23 protein-coding genes and 1 riboswitch are annotated in these 22,961 nt (G+C 43.5%); of the genes, 12 read left to right on the top strand and 11 right to left on the bottom strand.

What is annotated here, in order from left to right; all coding sequences use genetic code 11:
• Positions 1 to 283 precede the first annotated feature (283 nt).
• The gene (gene purH, locus ACGF7G_RS15530; RefSeq protein WP_387466654.1) at positions 284 to 1,873 is read left to right on the top strand and encodes a bifunctional phosphoribosylaminoimidazolecarboxamide formyltransferase/IMP cyclohydrolase; all 1,590 of its coding nucleotides are present in this window, start codon (positions 284 to 286) and stop codon (positions 1,871 to 1,873) included.
• Between the two features lie 22 nt (positions 1,874 to 1,895).
• Positions 1,896 to 3,179 carry a phosphoribosylamine--glycine ligase gene (gene purD, locus ACGF7G_RS15525; RefSeq protein WP_387466653.1) on the top strand — a complete coding sequence of 428 codons (1,284 nt, stop codon included), beginning with the start codon at positions 1,896 to 1,898 and terminating at the stop codon, positions 3,177 to 3,179.
• An 18-nt stretch (positions 3,180 to 3,197) separates the two neighbouring features.
• Here purD and ACGF7G_RS15520 read toward each other — a convergent pair whose 3' ends face one another.
• The 6 genes from ACGF7G_RS15520 to nudC form a co-directional block, all read right to left on the bottom strand.
• A complete protein-coding gene (locus tag ACGF7G_RS15520) occupies positions 3,198 to 3,839 on the bottom strand; it encodes a DUF1481 domain-containing protein (protein WP_387466652.1) in 642 nt (213 codons plus the stop codon).
• 65 nt (positions 3,840 to 3,904) lie between these two features.
• Positions 3,905 to 4,177: a nucleoid-associated protein HU-alpha gene (hupA, locus tag ACGF7G_RS15515; RefSeq protein ID WP_021322843.1), complete on the bottom strand. Its 273-nt coding sequence runs from the start codon at positions 4,175 to 4,177 to the stop codon at positions 3,905 to 3,907.
• A 186-nt stretch (positions 4,178 to 4,363) separates the two neighbouring features.
• Entirely contained in the window at positions 4,364 to 4,954 is a 591-nt protein-coding gene (locus ACGF7G_RS15510) for a YjaG family protein (protein ID WP_387466650.1), read from the bottom strand.
• A gap of 76 nt (positions 4,955 to 5,030) precedes the next feature.
• Complete coding sequence (gene nfi, locus ACGF7G_RS15505) at positions 5,031 to 5,699, bottom strand: deoxyribonuclease V (protein ID WP_133816409.1); 669 nt, start codon at positions 5,697 to 5,699, stop codon at positions 5,031 to 5,033.
• A gap of 4 nt (positions 5,700 to 5,703) precedes the next feature.
• On the bottom strand, positions 5,704 to 6,768 hold the full coding sequence (gene hemE, locus ACGF7G_RS15500; RefSeq protein WP_387466648.1) for a uroporphyrinogen decarboxylase: 1,065 nt from the start codon (positions 6,766 to 6,768) through the stop codon (positions 5,704 to 5,706).
• A 108-nt stretch (positions 6,769 to 6,876) separates the two neighbouring features.
• A complete protein-coding gene (nudC, locus tag ACGF7G_RS15495; protein WP_387466656.1) occupies positions 6,877 to 7,644 on the bottom strand; it encodes an NAD(+) diphosphatase in 768 nt (255 codons plus the stop codon).
• A gap of 160 nt (positions 7,645 to 7,804) precedes the next feature.
• Between nudC and ACGF7G_RS15490 the strand changes: the two genes are divergently transcribed.
• From ACGF7G_RS15490 to ACGF7G_RS15450, 9 genes are all read left to right on the top strand, one after another.
• Positions 7,805 to 8,467, top strand: a complete 663-nt coding sequence (locus ACGF7G_RS15490; protein WP_387466646.1) for an HAD family hydrolase — start codon at positions 7,805 to 7,807, stop codon at positions 8,465 to 8,467.
• Positions 8,468 to 8,522: 55 nt separating this feature from the next.
• Positions 8,523 to 8,648, top strand: a riboswitch (TPP riboswitch).
• A 108-nt stretch (positions 8,649 to 8,756) separates the two neighbouring features.
• Complete coding sequence (gene thiC / locus ACGF7G_RS15485) at positions 8,757 to 10,685, top strand: phosphomethylpyrimidine synthase ThiC (RefSeq protein ID WP_387466645.1); 1,929 nt, start codon at positions 8,757 to 8,759, stop codon at positions 10,683 to 10,685.
• Positions 10,678 to 11,316, top strand: coding sequence for a thiamine phosphate synthase (thiE, locus tag ACGF7G_RS15480; RefSeq protein ID WP_387466644.1), 639 nt, complete (start codon positions 10,678 to 10,680; stop codon positions 11,314 to 11,316). The genes thiC and thiE overlap by 8 nt, the downstream gene beginning before the upstream one ends.
• Before the next feature lie 22 nt (positions 11,317 to 11,338).
• A complete protein-coding gene (locus tag ACGF7G_RS15475; RefSeq protein ID WP_133816414.1) occupies positions 11,339 to 12,088 on the top strand; it encodes a HesA/MoeB/ThiF family protein in 750 nt (249 codons plus the stop codon).
• Positions 12,085 to 12,285, top strand: a complete 201-nt coding sequence (gene thiS, locus ACGF7G_RS15470; protein WP_133816415.1) for a sulfur carrier protein ThiS — start codon at positions 12,085 to 12,087, stop codon at positions 12,283 to 12,285. Before ACGF7G_RS15475 ends, thiS begins: the two co-directional genes overlap by 4 nt.
• 1 nt (position 12,286) lies before the next feature.
• Positions 12,287 to 13,054 (top strand): thiazole synthase, encoded by a 768-nt coding sequence (locus tag ACGF7G_RS15465; protein ID WP_387466641.1) that lies wholly within the window; start codon positions 12,287 to 12,289, stop codon positions 13,052 to 13,054.
• Positions 13,054 to 14,193 (top strand): 2-iminoacetate synthase ThiH, encoded by a 1,140-nt coding sequence (thiH, locus tag ACGF7G_RS15460; protein ID WP_387466639.1) that lies wholly within the window; start codon positions 13,054 to 13,056, stop codon positions 14,191 to 14,193. The genes ACGF7G_RS15465 and thiH overlap by 1 nt, the downstream gene beginning before the upstream one ends.
• Before the next feature lie 699 nt (positions 14,194 to 14,892).
• The gene (locus tag ACGF7G_RS15455) at positions 14,893 to 15,363 is read left to right on the top strand and encodes a carbohydrate binding domain-containing protein (RefSeq protein WP_387466637.1); all 471 of its coding nucleotides are present in this window, start codon (positions 14,893 to 14,895) and stop codon (positions 15,361 to 15,363) included.
• A 294-nt stretch (positions 15,364 to 15,657) separates the two neighbouring features.
• Complete coding sequence (locus ACGF7G_RS15450) at positions 15,658 to 16,143, top strand: hypothetical protein (protein WP_387466635.1); 486 nt, start codon at positions 15,658 to 15,660, stop codon at positions 16,141 to 16,143.
• A 104-nt stretch (positions 16,144 to 16,247) separates the two neighbouring features.
• Here the strand turns inward: ACGF7G_RS15450 and ACGF7G_RS15445 are convergent, their stop codons facing one another.
• Genes ACGF7G_RS15445 through ACGF7G_RS15425 form a run of 5 tightly spaced genes read right to left on the bottom strand, consistent with a single transcriptional unit; the run spans position 16,248 to position 21,014 of the window.
• Complete coding sequence (locus ACGF7G_RS15445; protein ID WP_133816419.1) at positions 16,248 to 16,829, bottom strand: DUF1349 domain-containing protein; 582 nt, start codon at positions 16,827 to 16,829, stop codon at positions 16,248 to 16,250.
• Between the two features lie 14 nt (positions 16,830 to 16,843).
• On the bottom strand, positions 16,844 to 17,995 hold the full coding sequence (locus tag ACGF7G_RS15440) for an MFS transporter (protein WP_133816420.1): 1,152 nt from the start codon (positions 17,993 to 17,995) through the stop codon (positions 16,844 to 16,846).
• Between the two features lie 60 nt (positions 17,996 to 18,055).
• Positions 18,056 to 18,688, bottom strand: a complete 633-nt coding sequence (locus ACGF7G_RS15435; RefSeq protein WP_133816421.1) for an HAD family phosphatase — start codon at positions 18,686 to 18,688, stop codon at positions 18,056 to 18,058.
• Positions 18,689 to 18,702: 14 nt separating this feature from the next.
• Positions 18,703 to 19,764, bottom strand: a complete 1,062-nt coding sequence (locus ACGF7G_RS15430) for a zinc-binding dehydrogenase (protein WP_387466632.1) — start codon at positions 19,762 to 19,764, stop codon at positions 18,703 to 18,705.
• On the bottom strand, positions 19,764 to 21,014 hold the full coding sequence (locus ACGF7G_RS15425; RefSeq protein ID WP_133816423.1) for an aspartate aminotransferase family protein: 1,251 nt from the start codon (positions 21,012 to 21,014) through the stop codon (positions 19,764 to 19,766). The genes ACGF7G_RS15430 and ACGF7G_RS15425 overlap by 1 nt, the downstream gene beginning before the upstream one ends.
• A gap of 729 nt (positions 21,015 to 21,743) precedes the next feature.
• Here ACGF7G_RS15425 and ACGF7G_RS15420 point away from each other — a divergent pair.
• Entirely contained in the window at positions 21,744 to 22,940 is a 1,197-nt protein-coding gene (locus tag ACGF7G_RS15420) for a multidrug effflux MFS transporter (protein WP_387466630.1), read from the top strand.
• Positions 22,941 to 22,961: the final 21 nt, after the last annotated feature.

The raw sequence follows: 22,961 nt of genomic DNA, 5'->3' as shown, positions 1-22,961 counted from the left end.
CATTATTTTAAAGAAAATTGATCGTTTGATTAATCCCACAGCAAAACCCCACTTTATACTCATTTACCAACAGACTTATCCACAAATGGTTAGTTAGGTTAAAATTTATCGAGCATCACGCAAACGTTTTCGTTACAATTCGGTGGCTAAAATCATTGCGTGATTTTAGCTGACTGTTCTGAAATGTTATTGCAGTGCCCATTTTTCATGTCCTGATACCTGATAATAGTGGGATCTTCCCAATAACATGTTATTGCCTTATAAAATCCAAGGGATCAAACCAATGCAACAGCTTCGTCCAATCCGTCGTGCCCTGCTTAGTGTTTCCGATAAATCAGGGATTGTTGAATTTGCAAAAGCCTTATCTCAACGCGGTGTTGAATTACTTTCTACTGGCGGAACAGCCCATTTACTGGCTGACTCTGGTCTGAAAGTTACTGAAGTTTCAGATTACACCGGCTTTCCTGAAATGATGGATGGACGCGTTAAGACCTTGCATCCTAAAGTACATGGCGGAATCCTTGGTCGCCGCGGGCAAGATGATGAGATCATGGAACAACACCAAATCTCACCAATTGATATGGTAGTTGTGAATCTATATCCATTCGCGCAAACCGTTGCTAAAACAGATTGCACTTTGGAAGATGCAGTTGAAAACATTGATATCGGCGGACCAACGATGGTTCGCTCTGCCGCCAAAAACCATAAAGATGTCGCGATCGTAGTTAATAGTAATGATTATGAAAAAATCATTGAAGAGATGGATAACAGTCAAGGTTCACTGACACAATCGACCCGTTTCGATTTAGCAATTAAGGCATTTGAACACACCGCTGCTTATGACAGCATGATTGCTAACTATTTTGGCAAACTGGTTCCACCTTATTACGGTGACATCACTCAACCATCAGGACGCTTCCCTCGTACCCTGAATCTGAATTTCACTAAAAAGCAGGATATGCGTTATGGCGAGAACAGTCATCAAGACGCCGCTTTCTATATAGAAGAGAATATCTCTGAAGCGTCCATCGCAACAGCAACTCAATTACAAGGTAAAGCACTTTCCTATAATAACATTGCTGATACAGACGCCGCTCTGGAATGTGTTAAGGAATTCTCAGAGCCTGCATGCGTTATTGTTAAGCACGCTAACCCATGCGGCGTAGCAATAGGTAAAAATATTCACGAAGCCTATGATCACGCATTCAGAACAGACCCTACTTCAGCTTTCGGCGGTATTATCGCGTTCAACCGCGAACTTGATACTAAAACTGCACAAGCCATTATCGATCGCCAATTCGTTGAGGTAATTATCGCCCCTTCAATAAATGAAGATGCATTACCCGTACTGGCTACCAAGCAAAATGTCCGTGTTCTGGTCAGTGGCGAATGGGAAACCCGCGTTGCTGGCCTTGATTTCAAACGTGTTAATGGCGGCCTGTTGGTCCAAGATCGCGATCTTGGTATGGTAACTACAGATAGCTTACGTGTCGTTTCCAAACGTCAACCCACGGAACAAGAAATGAAAGATGCCCTGTTCTGTTGGAAAGTCGCTAAGTTTGTCAAATCAAATGCAATTGTTTATGCAAAAAATGATATGACCATCGGTATCGGTGCAGGTCAAATGAGCCGCGTCTATTCTGCAAAAATTGCTGGAATTAAAGCCGCCGACGAAGGTTTGGAGGTTCAGGGGTGTGCAATGGCTTCTGACGCATTTTTCCCATTCCGTGACGGCATTGATGCGGCAGCGGCTGTCGGTGTGAGCTGTGTTATCCAACCAGGCGGTTCTATCCGTGATGACGAAGTCATTGCAGCAGCTGATGAACATGGTCTCGCCATGATTTTTACTGGCATGCGCCATTTCCGCCACTAATTCAATAGCAGGAGTGAACTGAATGAATATTTTAATTATTGGTAGCGGTGGACGCGAGCACGCTCTGGCATGGAAAGCAGCTCAGTCTCCTTTGGCTAATAAAATCTATGTTGCTCCAGGAAATGCAGGAACCGCTCTGGAAAGCAATCTGGAAAATATTGATATCTCAGCGACAGATATCAATAGCCTGTTAGCATTTGCACAAAGCCATAATATCGGGCTGACTATCGTTGGCCCTGAAGCGCCATTGGTCATTGGTATTGTCGATGCATTCCAAAAAGCGGGGTTGACTATCTTTGGTCCAACTCAGGCAGCCGCTCAATTAGAAGGCTCAAAAGCATTCACCAAAGATTTTCTGGCACGCCATCAAATCCCAACGGCAGCTTATCAGAATTTTACAGAAACCGAACCGGCTCTCGCCTATCTGGATAAAGTCGGCGCACCTATTGTCATAAAAGCGGACGGGTTGGCTGCGGGTAAAGGTGTGATTGTTGCAATGACACAGGAAGAAGCCCAGTCCGCCATAAAAGATATGCTGGCCGGAAATGCATTTGGTAATGCAGGCCATCGGATTGTTATTGAAGAGTTTTTAACTGGCGAAGAAGCTAGTTTTATCGTTATGGTCGATGGCAAGAATGTTGTTCCTATGGCAACCAGCCAGGATCATAAGCGCGTAGGTGACGGTGACACGGGTCCGAACACTGGGGGAATGGGGGCCTATTCACCCGCTCCGGTCGTCACCGATGCCATCCACCAGCGTATTATGGAAGAAATTATTTATCCTACGGTTAATGGTATGGCTGCTGAAGGTCATGTCTATACCGGTTTTCTTTATGCCGGGTTGATGATCAACCAAAATGGCAAACCGAAAGTGATTGAATTTAACTGTCGCTTTGGTGATCCGGAAACCCAACCCATCATGATGCGAATGCGTTCCGATTTAGTTGAACTTTGTCTGGCTGGTGCAAAAGGCGAGCTTGCGGGTAAAACTTCTGATTGGGACGAACGCCCTGCTCTGGGTGTAGTGCTGGCTGCCGGCGGATATCCTGCTGATTATCACAAAGGGGATATTATTCATGGCTTGCCCCAACAAGAAAATGAAAGCAGCAAGGTTTTTCATGCAGGTACAGCACTGAAAGACGGTGATGTTATTACCGCAGGCGGCCGTGTTCTGTGTGTTACCGCCTTGGGAGAAACCATTGCCGATACACAGAAAAAGGCTTACCAGCAAGCAGAAGAAATTGAATGGAGTGGCTGTTTTTACCGCAAGGATATTGGATATCGGGCAATTAACCGGCTGAAGTAATCACAAAACTGACGGAGGTCAGAGGCTGTCCTTCGTCGGTTCCCAACGGCAGAAGTCGTTATTGGCTACCAGCAGTAATTCGCGGCCAGCCGAAGCTTCCAACCAGGCAATTGTTAATTGACCGTAGCTTCTTTTTTCGCGTTGTTCAAGCCATGACCTCGCGTAAGGTTCAAACTCGACGGAAATCGTGTCACCCGCACAAGTAGTGACTTTGCCGTTATGCCAGTGCCCTTGCATCAAACGCACATTTCCCACTATCAGTGCATCACTTAATTCAAGAACCCGTTTAGCGTCAAACTGTATGCGAACAATATCATCACTGGAAAGTGGTTCACGCCGCGTTTTTGACTGCTTTTGCATAAAAATCACATCACCAGCTTTATCTAAACGAAGTTGTTCAGCCAATGGCTTTTCATCATTCAGAATTTCACGACGAATTTGGCGTAAATCGCCCTGTTTATATTCATAAAAAGTCACGACGGTATTGCCATTACGGTAAGGGCTGTAAACACTCATTAGAACCAGAGGCTGACTATTTTGATCGTTGAGGCGCCACAAGCGGACAACGCCATCATCTGCGATGAATCCACTTGCACTAAAAGAAGGTTCTTTTGGTTGATTGGTACAGGCGCTGAGCGCGAAGACGAATCCTAGTGTCATCAGCCCCTGACGAACCAACAAAAGGGGAGAGATACCCCTTCTATCTTTTCTTTTTTGCAATGAAATTATTTAACTGCGTCTTTCAGTGCCTTGCCAGCAGAGAAAGCAGGTACGTTCGCAGCAGCGATTGTAATTTCTTTACCAGTTTGAGGGTTACGGCCAGTACGCTCTGCGCGATGGTTAACTTTGAAAGTACCAAAGCCCACCAGCTGTACTGAATCACCTTCTTTCAGGGATTCAGTAATTGCATTCAAAGTTGATTCCAGAGCAGCTTTTGCCTGAGCTTTGGTCAGGTCTGCACTTTCTGCGATTGCATCAACTAATTCAGTCTTATTCATAGATTATCCTTACAGTGTGTTTATCGTTTGCAAAGCATCGAGTGCGACGGATATGCCGAATGACAGCACCCCTGCATACACGCACCGATAGCCACTTCTTTTCACCCCCCAAATGTAGAACAGAGTGGGGGCAAAAGTGAAGCCTTTGAACATGGCATTTAAAGCATTAAATCACGTTTTTTCACTTTACTGCGTTAAATTTATACCAATGTTGCTAATTCCTGATTCCCGGAGGTCAGATTTCAATCCTTTAATCAACTCAATATCCCGCTCTTCACAGCCGGCCAATAAGCGATAAATTTCCCATTGAATATCCCACTCTTGTTCAATGGCAGGTAATACTTTTAATTCTTCATCGGTCATTTCTTTCCCGGCATGGGTCATTTCAAGCATAGCAACGGTGCGAATTGAAATTTCACTCACAGCAATTGTATGCTCCAATGTCTCACCACCCAGACGGGCATGGAGTATTTCCCCTAATGCAATACACGCATCAATTGCCGGGTACACACCATAAATATCGTAATCATCTGCTGACGGAATGATTTGTTCCAACTTTTCCAGCTGATTATCAAAATTAACCTTGGCATCTTTTACAACTAATATTTCCCACACCAAATCCAGAATACGGCGGTAAAGCGCAGGTTCTGCGAACGCAATCTGACAACAGAACATCTGGTAGTTTGGATACATCCGTTCGCATAAACTCGCCATGAAGGTCAGATGCTGCCAGCTTTCAAGTTTTTCCAGCCGTAAATGTATCGGGTTTCGTAACATTAGTTCTTACTCATTATGCATAATTTGCTCCGCAGTTTACCTGAAATTCAAGAAGATCCACACGCTTACACCGAATTTAAGGATTTTTCTGCATCATTTGTTCAAAAAACGCTCTATTTGAAGCTATGCCATCCGCCCAACGGGTGGTTTCAGGTAGACGATAGCCTCGCACACAACGCTCTACCCATAGCAATGCACTATCAAGACTGATTCTATGTCCTGTAGAAATATACAATGGATTACAACGTTTTTTACTTCGCCATACCCAGCCGATCTGCTCCTCTTTATCAATCAAAGGCTGGCAACTGCCGGGTTGCTCATCCAATGGTTCACTTTCACCACATAAACGACGTTTTGCCACGCCAATCGTCGGTACATTCGCCAATAAGCCAAAATGGCTAGCAACCCCTAAACGACGAGGATGAGCAATACCATGGCCGTCCACCATGACCAGATCAGGTGTGTGTTTCAGCAATTGCCAAGCAGCCATCAATGCAGGGTATTCACGAAAAGAGAGTAAGCCGGGGATATAAGGAAGCGTAGTATCAATTCGAGCTATCTGATACTCCACCAGTTCAAAGGCAGGATAGGAAAGAACAGCGATAGCTGCACGGGTAACTGTTCCCTGCTGTTCAAAGCCCACATCAGCACCAGCAATCAATTTTGGTGAGGAAAAATCATCATAATGGATGACTTGCTGAGCCTTTTCTATTTGTTCCTGACGTAATGCTTTCGTGTTAATCATATTTCTACTGATGATATTTAGCTGAAAGTTTATGTACCGTTTCAACAAATACACCAGCATGTTCCGGCGGTACATCTTGATGGATACCATGACCAAGGTTAAAAACATGACCAGGACCCACACCAAAACCTTGCAAAATTGTCGAAACTTCCTGCTCAATCCGCACTGGAGAGGCATATAACACAGATGGATCCATGTTGCCCTGCAAAGCCACTTTATTCCCTACACGACGGCGTGCATCGGCAATATCTGTCGTCCAGTCCAAACCAAGGGCATCACAACCCGTTTCAGCCATTGCTTCCAGCCATTGCCCGCCACCTTTGGTAAACAATGTTACCGGCACACGGCGGCCTTCATTTTCACGGATCAGGCCATCAACAATTTTGTGCATATAACGCAGGGAAAACTCGCGATAATCCCGCCCCGTCAGCACGCCTCCCCAAGTATCGAAAATCATCACGGACTGAGCACCCGCTTTAATCTGGGCATTAAGATAAAGAGTAACGCTGTCTGCCAGTTTATCCAGCAATAAGTGCATGACGGCGGGTTCGGCATACATCATTTTTTTGATTTTAGTGAATGCCTTACTACTACCGCCTTCCACCATATAAGTCGCCAGTGTCCACGGACTACCGGAAAAGCCAATCAAAGGAACTTGCCCCACCAGTGCCTTACGGATTGTACGCACTGCATCCATCACATAACCCAGTTCCATTTCAGGATCAGGAACCGGCAGTTTTTCCACATCAGCACGACTCAAAATAGGGGATTTAAAACGCGGGCCTTCGCCTGCCTCAAAATAGAGTCCCAACCCCATTGCATCAGGAATAGTGAGAATATCAGAGAAGAGAATCGCCGCATCCAACGGATAACGCCGTAAAGGCTGTAAAGTGACTTCGCAGGCAAGTTCAGTGTTCTTACACAGAGAGATAAAATCACCTGCTTCGGTACGGCTAGCCTTATATTCCGGCAAATAACGACCAGCCTGACGCATCATCCATACAGGTGTAACATCAACAGGTTGGCGCAGTAAAGCTCGTAAATAGCGGTCGTTTTTCAACTCATTCATAACAGGCTCCATTTATTTATTGGCCGCAATATTATCTGGCTGCAATAATTTGCGTCCATTGTAACACGACAGACAAATCTCTCCCGTTGAATCGCGCCAAACAATACATTACACATTTCGGCATAGAGCAACCGTATCTTCAATCAACCGGCGGGCAATCGTATTAGCTGGCGGGATCAATGGCAGTTGATCATAGCGATACCAGTCTGCGCTAATCAGCTCTTGCGGATCATGACGGATCTCACCGCTGTCATAATCAGCCAGAAATGCCATCATCAATGAATGAGGAAAAGGCCACGGCTGAGAAGCCACATAACGTAAATTGCGGACTTTAATATTACTCTCCTCCATGACTTCGCGGGATACCGCTTCTTCGAGTGTTTCACCTACTTCGACAAATCCCGCCAGTACTGTGTACATCCCCCCACGATGGTGCTGATGCTGCGCCAGTAGAATCCTATCATTCCGACGAATACCCACAATAATACAAGGTGCAATCTGCGGATAATAACGTTCTCCACAGTGATGACACAAACAGACCCACTCACTGGAACCATGGCGCATTTCACTACCGCAATAACCACAATACCGATGAGAACGATAAAACTCAGCCAACTGCACCCCACGGCCAGCTAACTGAAACAACCCGCTATCACTTGAAATAATTTGCCGCAGCGAAACCATATCTGAAACCATTTTCTGACAAATAAGCCAAACTTTTTCGCCCTGCCATTCACCAATAGGCCACGCTATTTTTCCTTGCAATGACCATTGAACAGCAATTCCAAAAGGTAATTCCCCTTCAGGAAGCCAAATATGATTTTCATCGCTGATAATCCACCAGCCACATTCTGTACCTGTAATTTGTTGTTGCATCATCACTATGACATCTTAAATTATTTTAATATGTGTATAAATCATACGCTTTTTCATCAGAAAAAGAGTGTCTTATTGTTATATGTTGTATTGCCTGATCTGGCAGTGACAGGCATGATCCTCAGCTATCAATGTGCTTTGACCTGAGGAACACAACATCATGCCACAACTGCTTGCAGTGTTTGATCTAGATGACACCTTAATCTCCGGTGATTCCAGCGCTATATGGACAGAATTCTTATGGGAAAAAGGCATAATTACCGATCCCTGTTTTATCGAAGCAGATGCAAAAATGATGGCTGATTACAATGCAGGTATGTTGAATATGAATGACTATCTGGCATTTAGCCTGCAAACATTGCATCGGGTTCCGCAAGAACGAGTTGATACCTGGCTAACCGAATTTGTCGCAGAAAGAATCAGACCTCGGTTTTATCCACAAGCTAAAGCGCTGCTTGAAGAATATCAACAACAGCAGGTTCCGGTCATTATTATCTCAGCCACGGTCTCTTTTATTGTGAAAAAGATTGCTGCCGAATTTGGTATTCACACCGCGTTGGGCATTGATATGGTAATAGAAAACGGCTGTTATACCGGCAAAATAGACGGCATTGCCACTTTTCGTGAAGGTAAAGTAAAACGATTGAAACAATGGCTGGAGCAACAAAATAGTCATCCTGAAACTATCCGTTTTTACAGTGATTCGATTAATGATCTGCCAATGTGTCAGTTTGCCAATGAGGTGATTACCGTCAATGCTGATGCTCGTTTGCAAGCTGAGGCACAACAACATGGCTGGGAACAATTAACTTGGTCATTGTAAATACTTTCATTCAGTAAGGGTTGTAGTTTTCATAATCCCTTCTATACTACTGATGACTTTCTTGTCGGAGTGCCTAGCGTAGACTGTTTTATCACAGCATACACAGGCTGAGACCGTTAATTCGGGATCCGCGGAACCTGATCGGGTTAAGACCCGCGAAGGGAACAAGAGTAATCAACCGCTGTCGGCTCACCCAGTTTTCTTACCAAGAGTCTATCCAGCTATCAATTATTACTCCCTGCGAGCTCCAGACAAGCAACTTTCCCAATAACACGGTTAGGAATTTGCTATGTCTAATAATATTGTTATCCCTGCAACTGATATTTCACCAAAACCCGGCCCGTCACGTCCACGTAAAGTTCAACGTGATGCCGCTCAAGAATTTATTAATTCTATTCAGGGAGTCGCGTTCCCTAACTCACGACGAATTTATCTCCAAGGTCCACGTGACGATATCCAAGTCCCAATGCGGGAAATTCAGTTATCACCGACTCTGATCGGCGGAACCAAAGAAGAACCTCAATATGAGGAAAACGAAGCTATCCCTGTTTATGATACTTCCGGCGCTTATGGCGATCCTGATTCCATGCTGGATGTGCATGTTGGGTTAACTAAACTGCGCCAGCAATGGATTGACGAACGTCAAGATACTGAACCTGTTACCACCCTCAGTTCTGATTTTACTCAGCAACGTCTGGCGGATGCTGGCCTCGCTCATTTACGTTTCAATAACCGCCCTCATCCACTAAAAGCCGGTAAAGGCAAACGCGTGACTCAATTGCACTATGCCCGTAAAGGCATCATCACACCGGAAATGGAATTTATTGCACTACGGGAAAATATGGGGCGTGAACGTATCCGCGGTGATGTGCTACGCCAACAACATGCCGGACAAGGCTTCGGCGCTCAGTTGCCAGAAAATATCACACCAGAATTTGTCCGTCAGGAAGTCGCGGCAGGTCGGGCAATTATTCCTGCCAATATCAATCATCCTGAATCAGAACCCATGATTATTGGTCGTAATTTTCTGGTGAAGGTTAACGCCAATATCGGTAATTCTTCAGTGACCTCTTCTATTGAAGAGGAAGTGGAAAAGCTGATCTGGTCTACCCGTTGGGGTGCGGATACGGTAATGGATCTCTCCACTGGCCGTTATATCCACGAAACCCGCGAATGGATCTTACGTAACAGCCCGGTTCCTATCGGTACAGTCCCCATTTATCAAGCTCTGGAAAAAGTTAATGGTATAGCGGAAAACCTCACCTGGAAAATGTTCCGTGATACCTTGCTAGAACAAGCTGAACAAGGAGTGGATTACTTCACTATTCACGCAGGCGTTCTGCTGCGCTATGTACCGATGACAGCCAAACGCCTGACCGGGATCGTCTCCCGCGGTGGTTCAATTATGGCGAAATGGTGTCTATCTCATCATCAGGAAAACTTCCTCTACCAACATTTCCGCGAGATTTGTGAAATCTGTGCTGCTTATGATGTTTCTCTATCCTTAGGAGATGGCTTGCGCCCCGGCTCTATTCAAGATGCCAATGATGAAGCCCAGTTTGCCGAGTTACATACATTAGGCGAACTGACCAAAATTGCCTGGGAATATGATGTTCAGGTGATGATCGAAGGCCCCGGACATGTACCAATGCAGATGATTCGTCGCAATATGACCGAAGAATTGGAGCACTGTCATGAAGCCCCTTTCTACACCCTTGGACCACTGACGACAGATATTGCGCCAGGTTATGACCATTTTACTTCGGGTATTGGTGCAGCAATGATTGGTTGGTTTGGTTGCGCTATGCTTTGTTACGTAACACCGAAAGAACATCTTGGTCTGCCAAACAAAGACGATGTTAAGCAAGGGCTGATTACTTACAAAATTGCGGCTCATGCCGCCGATCTGGCCAAAGGCCATCCAGGTGCACAAATCCGTGATAACGCTATGTCAAAAGCACGCTTTGAATTCCGTTGGGAAGATCAATTTAATCTGGCGCTCGATCCCGATACCGCACGTGCCTATCACGATGAAACGCTGCCACAAGCCTCCGGCAAAATTGCTCATTTCTGTTCTATGTGCGGGCCTAAATTCTGCTCGATGAAGATCTCTCAGGAAGTACGCGATTATGCCGCCGGTATGGAACAGATGTCAGAAGAATTCCGCGCCCGCGGCAGCGAGCTGTATCACAGTGCGGAGGGTGTATCTCATGAGTAATCTGCCTAATGCCCCATTTGCCCCGACTGAACACAGATTGGGGCTGTATCCGGTCGTGGATTCGCTGGAATGGATTTCCCGCCTGTTAAAGGCAGGAATTACCACCATCCAATTACGAATCAAAGACCTGCCAGAAGATCAAGTCGAGGGAGAGATTAAGCAGGCCATTACTCTGGGCCACCAATATAACGCTCGTTTATTTATTAACGATTACTGGCGACTGGCGATCAAACATGGCGCTTACGGTGTTCATCTGGGGCAGGAAGATTTAGATAACGCCGATCTGAATGCAATCCAGGAAGCCGGATTGCGGTTAGGCGTTTCCACTCACAATGAACAAGAATTGGCACGGGCAAAATCTTTACGTCCATCTTATATCGCCCTCGGCCATATTTTCCCGACGACGACCAAAACAATGCCCTCTTCTCCACAAGGGCTGGAAACACTAAAACAACAGGTAGAAAACACTCCGGATTATCCTACTGTCGCTATCGGAGGCATCTCTCTTGAACGTGTGCCGGATGTCGTTGCAACGGGAGTTGGTGGTGTAGCGCTGGTCAGCGCAATTACCAAAGCAAAAGATTGGCGTCAGGCAACGTCACAATTGCTTCATCTGATTGAAGGCATTTAGTTGAAGATATTGAGAGGTTCTTATGCTGAATGATCAAGAATTTATGCGTTACAGCCGACAACTGTTGCTGGAAGATATCGGCCCAGAAGGGCAGGAAAAACTGAAAACCAGCCGCGTATTGATTGTCGGTTTGGGGGGGCTGGGTGCCCCTGCGTCTCTCTATCTCGCTGCGGCCGGTGTGGGAGCAATTTATCTCGCTGATGATGACCAACTGCACGTCTCCAATTTACAACGACAAATCCTTTACCGCACAGAGGATATCCCTTCGGCAAAAGCTGAACTTGCAGCTAATCAGCTCAATGCACTGAATCCACTGGTAAAAATAACTATTCTTAATAAACGTCAAGATGTGGAATCGCTGAAAAAAAGCGTAAAACAGGTCGATCTGGTTCTTGATTGCTGTGACAACATGGCAACCCGCCATGCTATCAATGCAGCTTGTGTAGCAACACGAAAACCCTTAATCAGCGGCAGTGCCGTTGGGTTCAGCGGTCAGCTTATGGTGCTTGAACCCCCTTATCCTCACGGCTGCTATACCTGCCTCTACCCTGATCAGGAAGAACCACAACGTAATTGCCGAACTGCGGGTGTATTAGGTCCGGTAGTCGGCGTCATCGGCACATTGCAGGCTTTGGAAGCCATCAAAATGTTAAGCGGACTTCCCTCTCCGTTGAGCGGCAAACTTCGACTGTTTGATGGTAAGCAGCAAAGCTGGAGCACGCTACAGCTCAGTCAATCGCGGCAATGCCCAATCTGCGGAGATATGGCATGAAAATTACTATAAATGACCAGTTGATGGAGCTTACCGCGCCTCTGGCTCTACAGCAATTACTGGAACAACTTGAACGAACGCAACCGGGAACTGCATTGGCCATTAATCAAACCATTATTCCGCGCTCGAACTGGAATACACACCAAGTTAATGACGGGGACAATATCCTTTTATTTCAGGTTATTGCCGGAGGTTGATATGTTAAAGATCGCTGATACTACTTTTGATTCCCGTTTGTTTACTGGTACAGGCAAATTCGCTAATTCAGATTTAATGATTCAGGCTATAGCCGCCTCTGGCAGTCAGCTTGTCACGATGGCGATGAAACGCATTGATTTACAGGGAGGTAATGACGCTATTCTAGCGCCATTACAAAAACTTGGCGTCAAATTGCTGCCAAATACTTCTGGAGCCAAAACCGCAGAAGAAGCGCTGTTCGCAGCCCGTCTGGCCCGTGAAGCATTGGCAACAAATTGGATCAAACTGGAGATCCATCCTGATGTGAAATACTTACTACCTGATCCGGTCGAAACGCTTAAAGGCGCTGAAATGCTGGTCAAAGACGGGTTTATCGTTCTGCCTTACTGCAGTGCTGATCCTGTTTTGTGTAAACGCCTGGAAGAAGCGGGTTGTGCAGCGGTTATGCCTTTAGGAGCCCCGATCGGCTCTAATCAGGGGCTGCTAACCCGGGATTTCCTGCAAATTATTATTGAACAAGCACAGGTGCCGGTGGTTGTCGATGCAGGCATCGGCGCACCAAGCCATGCACTGGAAGCAATCGAATTAGGGGCTGATGCCGTATTGGTCAATACCGCTATTGCCGTCGCGCGTAACCCAGTAAAAATGGCACAGGCATTCAGAATGGCAATTGAAACAGGTGAATTATCCCATCAGGCTGGTCTGGCAAGTCCAAAACAACATGCTGTTGCATCCAGCCCATTGACTGATTTTCTGGGAACGTTCTAATGGCTAATCATCTTTTGAACAACAGTTTTAGTTATCACTGGCAGCAGCTGAGTTGGGATGACATTACCCTTCGCATTAACAGCAAAACTTCGCAGGATGTCGAACGGGCATTGAGCAGCAACAAATTAAATCTGGATGATTTTATGGCACTGCTCTCACCAGCGGCGAAACCCTATATAGAACCGCTGGCACAACGGGCACAGAAATTGACTCGTCAACGCTTCGGTAATACCGTTGGTTTTTATGTACCGCTTTATCTCTCGAATTTGTGCGCCAATGATTGCACCTACTGTGGATTCTCAATGAGTAACCACATCAAACGCAAGACACTAAATAAAGATGAAATTATTGCAGAATGTCAGGCGATTAAAGCTCTGGGTTTTGACAATCTGCTATTAGTCACGGGAGAACATCAGAGTAAAGTAGGTATGGATTATTTCCGCCGTTATCTGCCACTTATCCGTGAACATTTCAGTTCCATAATGATGGAAGTCCAGCCAATGACTCAGGAAGAATATTCAGAACTCAAAACGTTGGGGCTGGATGGTGTGATGGTTTATCAAGAAACCTATCATGAGCCAACTTATCGGCTGCATCATCTACGAGGTAAGAAACAAGATTTTCACTGGCGACTAGAAACACCGGATCGCCTTGGCCGGGCAAAAATCGATAAAATCGGTTTAGGGGCATTAATTGGCCTATCCAATCACTGGCGGACAGATTGTTACATGGTGGCTGAACATTTATTCTTTTTACAACGCACATATTGGCAAAGCCGTTATTCAATTTCATTCCCACGTTTGCGGCCTTGTGCCGGAGGTATTAAACCTGCATCATTAATGAGTGAAGCAGAACTGGTACAACTGATTTGTGCTTTTCGTCTGTTTGCTCCAGATGTAGAACTTTCTATTTCTACCCGGGAATCTCCCTTCTTTCGCGATCATGTCATACCACTGGCAATCAATAATGTCAGCGCAGGTTCGAAAACCCAACCCGGTGGTTACGCAGATAATAGCCATAAAGAACTAGAACAATTTATTCCACATGATAACCGCTCCGTTTATCAGGTCGCGGATGTATTGATTAAAGCGGGGTTACAACCTGTCTGGAAAGATTGGGATGGTTACTTAGGCCGGTAATTTAATTTTCACCTTTCTCAAATAAATATTTTTGACAAGGATTCTTAAACGACAATAATTTTATAAAATAAGATTTAATATAGACGGCTTTCTGACTCTAACACCAGACAGTAATACAACCCAACACAATCAGCAGCCAATCATACTAGCCGGAAGAGCATGTAACTCTTCCGACTTTTAACTAACCTAAAAATCCATTATATATGTTCATTTATCATAAACATTAATGAAATCAAATTGATATTATAATTTCACTTTAATTATAATCGTATAAATATTTAATATTATAAAAATATCACATAATGATTTTTATTTAAAATACACTCCTTAAATATAAAATAAAATATTTTATCTATATAAGTTCAATCAATATCTAAAATCCACTGTAATCATTAACACTCTATTTCAATAGAACCATTTAGTTTATTTCCTGACCATACGTGTCTATTTTCCACAGAAAAAAGAACATAAAACGCCAATTTATACCTATATTGAGTAAATATAAAAGACTATGTGTACTGTATATATCGGAACTTACCCTCATCTATTTTATTTTTGTATTAACTTATACAAATTACAATCCTCCATCAATAAAAAATGCCATTGAATATTCTCCTATCATTGATAAAGTGCCTCCCGAAAAATAACGTGATTAAGAAAAATCAAATTTATTGATACTCATTTAAAAAGGACTAATATATGAACGTAAAAGAAATTTTGGATAACGAAGATTATTCTGGTAAGAAAAACTCTACTAAAGAGTTGGTTAATGGCTCATTCGAGGAAGGATATAAGGGTTGGAGAATCCCAGCACCTGAAACGGTAAAAATCTTATCCGAAAATGGAATTAACTTTCTCAGAATCCAAAGCGTTACTGGTTCTGGCGTCATTGACCAAATTATCGAAGAATTAGAACCTAACACTAAATATAAACTGACGGGTACCGCTCGCTTATCAGTAGAGTCATCACCTGCTTATTTTGGTTTACAAAATCGCACATCTGGCCCGGAATCTTTTGCTGTGAGCAGCACCGAGTTTACAACAGGTTCTATCGAATTCAGTACAGATGAAGAAGGACTTTTACGCGTTTACTTGCTGAAAGACCAAATTGGCCCCAGATCAAGCGGAGCAACTGCTGACTTTACCGGTTTTACTTTAGAAAAAGCCTAAACATCTAACTTTGATATCGTTTGACATTTCAACACCCGAAGCTCATGGCTTCGGGTGTTTTAATTCTACAGCTGTAAATATCATGTAATCACTCATCCTATTCTCTCCCTCAATATAATTGATATTCTGATGTAATATCCTGGACGTTATTTTTTCATTAATTGACAAAAATTTAATTTTAAATCAATAAAAACACGATTGCATATTCTCCCACTATTGATAAAGTGTTTACTGAAAACAAAGTTATTAAGAAAAACCAAATTTAATTGCTCTTCATTTAAAAAGGATTCATATATGGATATGAAAAAAGTTCTCAATAACGAAGAATATTCTGATACAAAAAACGCTAATAAAGAACTGATTAATGGTTCATTTAATGAAGGATATCACAGCTGGAGAATCTCAACCGCTGAAACTGTAGGAGTCTTATCCGAGAATGGTGTTAACTTCCTTAGGATCCAAAGTTATTCTGATTCTGGCGTCATTGATCAAATTATAAAAGGATTGGAACCCAATGTTAAATATAGACTGACGGGTACAGCACGCTTATCAACAAAAAAAATACCACAAAGAGCCTTGCCCGCTTATTTTGGTTTACAGAATCGTACATCTGACCCCGAATCTTTTGTTGTAGATAGCTTCAATTTTACAACCGGTTCCGTTGAATTAAGTACAGATGAAGAGGGATTTTTACGAGTTTATATGATGAAAGACCAATTTGTAGGCCTCCCAGAAGAAGCAACTGCTGACTTTACCGGTTTTATTTTAGAGAAAGCCTAAACATCCAGCTTTGATATAACTAGACATATTAACACCCGAAGCTCATTGCTCCGGGTGTTTTAAAGCCTATCTCAGTAAATGTCATTCTCCGAAAATAGCCTTGTCTAACTTAAATCATGCAATGGTTTCTTTATTGGCGGTGTCAGTCTGAAATCAGAAAATTTCACCTGTAACCCTTGACGTTCTGGAGAACAACACATTGCGCCAACAAAGACACGTTGTTTATCCTCAAGAAAAGGGGATAGCCTTAATAGTGGCCACCGTAAACCATCAATAGAATATTGAAGCCTTAAATACCCTTCTTCACAAGTCAGACGTAACCAGAATTTACTTGGATTACCTGGAAATATTCCCATGGACCAATCAGAATGGTGACGAGTGAATACACTACCAATAGTGGCCTGCCCGTCAGAATATTCAACTCCCCCTTTCAACCAATGCTTCTCATCCACTAATAACATGATTCCAGCTTGATCGTATAAATGTTCAAAACATCCTTCAATGCAGAGTTGAAAGGTAAAATTATCCTCAACATAACGCCCAAAAACATGACCACTATGACGTTGAAAACCATACCATGTTTGTTGCCAAAAATCGGTTTTATGATCTGTGGTGACATTAAGCCAGTCACTTCCAGCTTGCCAATCAAATGGTTCATTCAGCCAATCATATTGTGACAAACTCATAGGAGCTCCCTCTATTATCTTCTGCTTGGATTAATAAATTTATATCCTGCAAGTAAGGAAACAGAGAGTAAAGCAACACAAGCAAAAGCACCATGTAATGTCACAACATGTGCTAATCCTCCGATAATTGCAGGCCCAAGTAATATCCCGGAATATCCCATTGTAGAAACCGCCGCCACTGCCAGAGAGTCAGGCATAATTTTCTGTTGACCGGAAGCGGTAAAAAGCATGGGTGCTATATTAGAGAGCCCTGCGCCAACCATCAGGAAGGAAAGTCCTAATATTATTGCTGTTGATGCTGAGTAAATAAGGATAAATCCAGAGGTCGCTAATAAGGCACTACTGATAAAAACCCGCCTGTGTCCATACAGGGCAATGATCTTATCCCCCAAAAAGCGACCAGATGTCATAGCAATAGCAAAAAGGGTATAACCAACTCCAGCCTGATGACTACTGATGTTATGTACACTGGTTAATAATATACCGCTCCAGTCCAACATTGATCCTTCCATGATATAGGCAACAAAACAAAGAAAGCCCAACAAAATAACGATCCCACGGGGCACAGCAAAGAATGGTGTATTACCCGACTCTGCTTCGTTTAATAATCCGCTCCATGCAGGCAGCAGCAACAGGATAATAAGTAGCACCACCATGATCATCGCCTGAAAGGGTGATACTCCCAGAGACAATAATGCACTGACCGAGCCGGCACCGGCTATTCCCCCCAGACTGAATAACGCATGAAAACCAGACATAATTGGCCGTTGAGCCATTTTTTCGACCATAACAGCGTGGATATTTACCACAACATCCATCGCACCGATACCTGCACCAAAAATAAATAAAACGCAAGCCAGTGTCAGCGGTGTAGGTAATACACTAAGCCCTGGCAGCATCACTAGCACCAACAGAGCACATAAGGTGAAAATTTGCCGGCATCCAAAACGTGCAGCCAACATTCCTGCTATAGGCATCATGATGAAAGAACCGATACCGAACGCCAGCATCAGGAGCCCCATAGCGCCATTATCAAGTTGTAGCCGCTCTTTAGCTAAAGGAATGAGGGGAGCCCAACTTGCAAGACTAAAGCCGGCGATAAAAAAAGCGACGCGCGTCGCCATGATGGGTTGTTTTACTAAAGAGACCATATTCAGATCAGACAACTCATACTCCTTCTATATAAATAGAAACGCCCTCCGATATGACTAACAGAGGGCATTAAATTATGCAAAATTAATCCTGGAAAATTGCGGAATATCTGTCAGCGCTCCGATAATACGGGTTGCCTGTTGATACTGCTCTGCAACGGATAACGCATGAGGCCAGGCGTACACATAAGGAATACCTGCCTGTACTGCTGCGGTAACCCCCAAATCTGTATCTTCAATTACCAATGTTTGATGAACATCCATAGACTTCAATGCCAACATGGCAAGATAGGGATCGGGATTCGGTTTCGTTCTTATAACATCGTCGCCGGAAATCAAAGCTGGGCTTTCGCTCAACCCCAGTAATCCAATATTAGCCAGACACACTTCACGCGGCGCAGTAGAGACAAAACCAAAAGGGATACTGTGCTGTTGTAAGGCCGCTATCAGCCTGGCAACCCCTGGGCGAAGGTAACTTTGAGACAGTTTATCTTTATAAACAGAGACAATTTTAGCCGTGATCGCTGGCTGCTGCTGAACTGGAATACCAATGAAATGCAGTGTTTCCTCTAAACTCAATCCGATAAGTTGCTGCGGTTGTACATGCTGTGTGTAATCAGGGGCCAAAGCACAAAGAACATCAAAGTGCAGTTGCTCACTATCGACAATGACCCCATCAATATCAAAAATCACATTAAATTTATCCATGTGAAAAAATTCCATTATTTGAGATCAGAAATACGAATAAGTACTTTACAGTTTGGAGTACTGAGCGGTTTTTGGGTTTTGCCCGCAATATCACAACCCACAGTGAGAAAAGCCTGCAAGTAATCATTAAAATCAAAGATCTGACTGACCAGACGACTCGCCGGAATCACACCATCACGGATCATGGTATAAGCACGTTCAAAGCTGTTATTCAAAGAGTCAATGGAACCAATGACTGAAAGACTCTTATCCGCAATTTTAAGAATATCAAGGTTGGCATGTTTATCTTTAAGCGCCACATTCAGCAATTTTCCGCCAGGAGCCAGATGTTCGAAAATGTATTCGGTTAACTGGCCGGTAGTATCTACACATAGATCGATAAGTGCCGATTTATCGCCATATTTCTGCGTTAAAGCCTCATCAAAATCAGTATACAGCTCACATTCCGGCGGCAGATTTTCTCTGGCAAACTGAACACGGCTTTCGTTTTTCTCGACCATAAAAGCCTTGACGCCTCTGGCATGTAAAGCCCAAATGTAGAGCATACCCATTGGACCTGCGCCAGCCACTGCTGCACGAATATTGGTATGAGTGATACCCAGCTTATCGACACCGGTCAATGTACAACTTAGCGGCTCGGTCAGTGATGCCTCTTCCATGCTGACATGATCATCCAGTTTTATCAGTGAACTCTCTTTAGCCAGATACTGTTCAGCAAATGCCCCGTCATAGGAAACCCCAGCTTCGGTTCCCAATTTTTTTTCACAATGATTTGGGCTTCCTGTCTGGCACATCCGACAATGCCCACAGGAATAAGTTGGGTTGATCACCACGCGATCACCCACGTTAAAACGCGTAACACTTTTTCCTATTTGAGTGACAACCCCCGTCGTTTCATGACCGAGAGTCGTCCCCGGAATCGCGACAGGGTAAGAACCCGTGATAATCCCAACATCCGTACCACAGACACCACAAACCGCAATATCAACCACCACATCATCAGACTCAACACAATGTAACGGTTCAACATCCCGGATTTGAACATCCCATACCTGATTAAATTTAAGTGCTTTCATTATGCTACCTCCTTGTTGTCCAGCATATCTAAAGTCAGATCAGCAAAAGTCAGATCCAATTTATGCAAAATCTCGCTTAAATGTTCCTTAGTACAAATTAATGGAGGACGAACTTTGAGTGCACGGCCTTTCCCATAACGAGAACCCCGGATGAGCAAATTATGATTGTTCGCAGTTGCAATCGCTTTTGCCGCAAATTCTGGTGATGGCGTATCAAAACCAAACATGTAACCGACGCCTCTGACACCAGTAATTTCTGGATATTTACGCTGTAATGCTAATAAGCCATTACACAAATAAGCTTCGTTACTCTGCACATTCTCCAGAACATGTTCATCTTCAATAATATCGATAATTTCGTTGAGAGCGGTGAGTGAAAGAGGGTTAGCGCCTGATGTGCTGGAATGTTCGAAAGACTCTAATACATCCAATGAACTACGCATCAATACACCACCGGTAGGAATACCTATGCCACCAGCGCCTTTAGCGAAAACAATAATATCTGGTTCTAATTCTTTGGCGTAACCGGTTGATGCGAAGAATGTTCCTGTGCGTCCAAATCCTGTCTGCACTTCATCTGCAATAATGATAATGTCATGTTTATGACAGATATCTCTAATCTTACGGTAAAAATCAACAGGGAAAACGATATTTCCACCATTTCCTTGAATAGGCTCAATGATTAGGCAGGCAATATTGTCATTTGAACCCAATTGAATAAATTGTTCCAGATCAAAATACTGATTTTGTTCTGTGCCCGGTTCCAATTCAGACATGACGCTGGCAGGAGTCGGCACTTTTAAAGAACCATCAATATTGACATGAAAATCTTTAATTCTAAAAGCATTACCCGAAATTTGCGCTGTAGCTAAAGACTGACCATGATGAGCCAGAAAGAAAGAGATAACCCCTGACCGCCCTGTTGCTTTTTGAGCAATACGAATGGCGCATTCAACCGCCCCGGAGCCGGAAACATCCCGCAACCATATTCTATTAATTCCTTCCGGGGTATGTTTAACTAATTTATTCAGAATATATTGCGACATTTCATGAGTATAAGCTGAACTCAAATGTGTACATCTGTCGATCTGCTGTTTTAATTTTTCTGCTATTCTGCGATTAGTGTACCCCAGTGGAAGGTTAAATGTTCCCGAAGCCGCGTCAATATACTTTTCACCATCTATTTCTAAATAAGGACCATTACCAACAAAGCGAGAAAGCATATCTTCAAATCGTTTTCCATTTTCCATCATTTTATTACCTTAATTAATCATTTCTAACTATAATAAAGCACAATAATATTTAACAGGTAAGAGAATATTTACTAAAAATTAATTTAAATCAACAAAAAACCAATAAAAACCACAAAAACATTTAAAAAATTAAAGTATTTTATATAAAATACATTATTGTTTTGAATGAATTGTTAATTACATACAGAACTGCTAGTAAATATGGCTAGTACAGGTAATTCTGTTTAAAATCCTGTAGAACTGTCCAAAAATCTTGTAACTCTGCTTCAAACGATAACCATGAGAATATTTGTATAGCCTATGACTATTTCCTTTATGATAGGTGACCATCTTGATTATTTCTGATTTGTCAGAAACGACATGCTTTTTTATTGAGAATGAGTTACCAAAGAAATGAAAAAATAAAGTAACTATTTATTAATGAAATAATTTCAAACAGAACACTTTAGAATAGAGGCTGCTAATAATCTGACATACCTTAAAAAAGTGCTGAAGCAGCCTGGCTGGTTTACACAGTTAAGCAGCTCGTATAAAGTTCAGGTTTGAAAAAGCAGTAAAGAGTTCGGTTGAGCACGATATTTAAATAAACCTATCGCTAGTTTGAAATAACCCGCTAATAGGATCTCTGGCATACACAAAATCTTTAATCATGTTGGAAACTCAATGCCACTGTGCCGATTTACTAACAAAACCACCACAATTTGTTGAAATACTAAAAGAATAAACATGCGAAATTACATTTTTCTATTACTTAGTTTGGTGCTTTTCGGACCACTAGGTATCGATCTGTTTTTACCTACGATCCCCGCCATTGCTGAAGATTTTCAGGTTAATAATGAGGTCATTCAGTCGACTATTTCCTTATTCCTGCTAATCATGGGACTGGGGCAATTAATTGCCGGACCATTGGTAGACAAATTTGGCCGTCGACCGGTTGCCTTGATGGGGATCATTTTGTATATCATTGGTTCTATGATCGCAGCACTTTCAACCAAGTCCGAAATTTTTATCGCGGCGCGGATCATTCAAGGATGTGCTGTTTGCTGTACCAGTGTCGTCTGCATCAGCAGTGTACGCGATCGCCTGAATGGTGACGAGGCAGCTAAAGCCTACGGCTTTCTTAACAGTACACTAAATATTGTTCCTGCTCTCGCTCCGTTGCTCGGTGGTCTTTTGGCTGAAATGTTTAACTGGCGGGCACCATTCTGGTTTTTGGTCTGCTACTCGGTTATTGTGCTGCTTATCATTGCCATTTGGCTGCCAGAAACGCGCCCCGCAAACACTAAACCCATTCATGGATTACCGCTGAAACAGTATTATCAGATTCTCAGCAATGCCCGGTTTATGCATTTTGCACTGGTTAACGCAGGCATCATGGCAATAATGATTACTTATGTTTCATTCGCACCAACTGTACTAATGACCGAAGGCCATATCTCACCACTCGCATTTTCATTGATTTTTGGTGGCAACGGGTTCTGGACTATGATCGCCTTCCTGATCGCTAATAGACTCCTTCATCGAACGAGTCGCCCTTTCTGCTTGCTGCTAGGGGCAATTCTGATGGCACTGGGCTGCCTATCTCTGTTCTCAGGAATACATCTGCTACCAAACCTAGCCAGCCAACACTGGCTAAGTTATATGTTGCCGGTTGCTTTCGCTTGTGCAGGTCTGGCGTTTGTTATGGGGCCCGCAACTAGTTATGCTCTGGAACCTTATTCTGAAGAAGCAGGCGTCGCTTCCGCATTGATAGGGTTCGTCCAGATGGCTGTTGGCTCTATTATCTCTCTGGGCGCTATGGCGTTACCATTTCCACCCAAACAATCATTGATGCTGGTGATGCTACTGGGTACCGCGCTAACCCTGTCAGCACACTTACTCAGTCGCAGCCTGAAAGGACGGATTGTCTCGCTAAAATCTTAAAATCTGTCACGCAAAGCCATC

It is taken from the genome of Photorhabdus sp. RM323S (assembly GCF_042879375.1).
In the GTDB taxonomy this organism is placed as follows: domain Bacteria; phylum Pseudomonadota; class Gammaproteobacteria; order Enterobacterales; family Enterobacteriaceae; genus Photorhabdus; species Photorhabdus tasmaniensis.
Note: the sequence above shows the minus strand (reverse complement) of the source record. Positions and strands in the feature narration are given on the sequence as shown.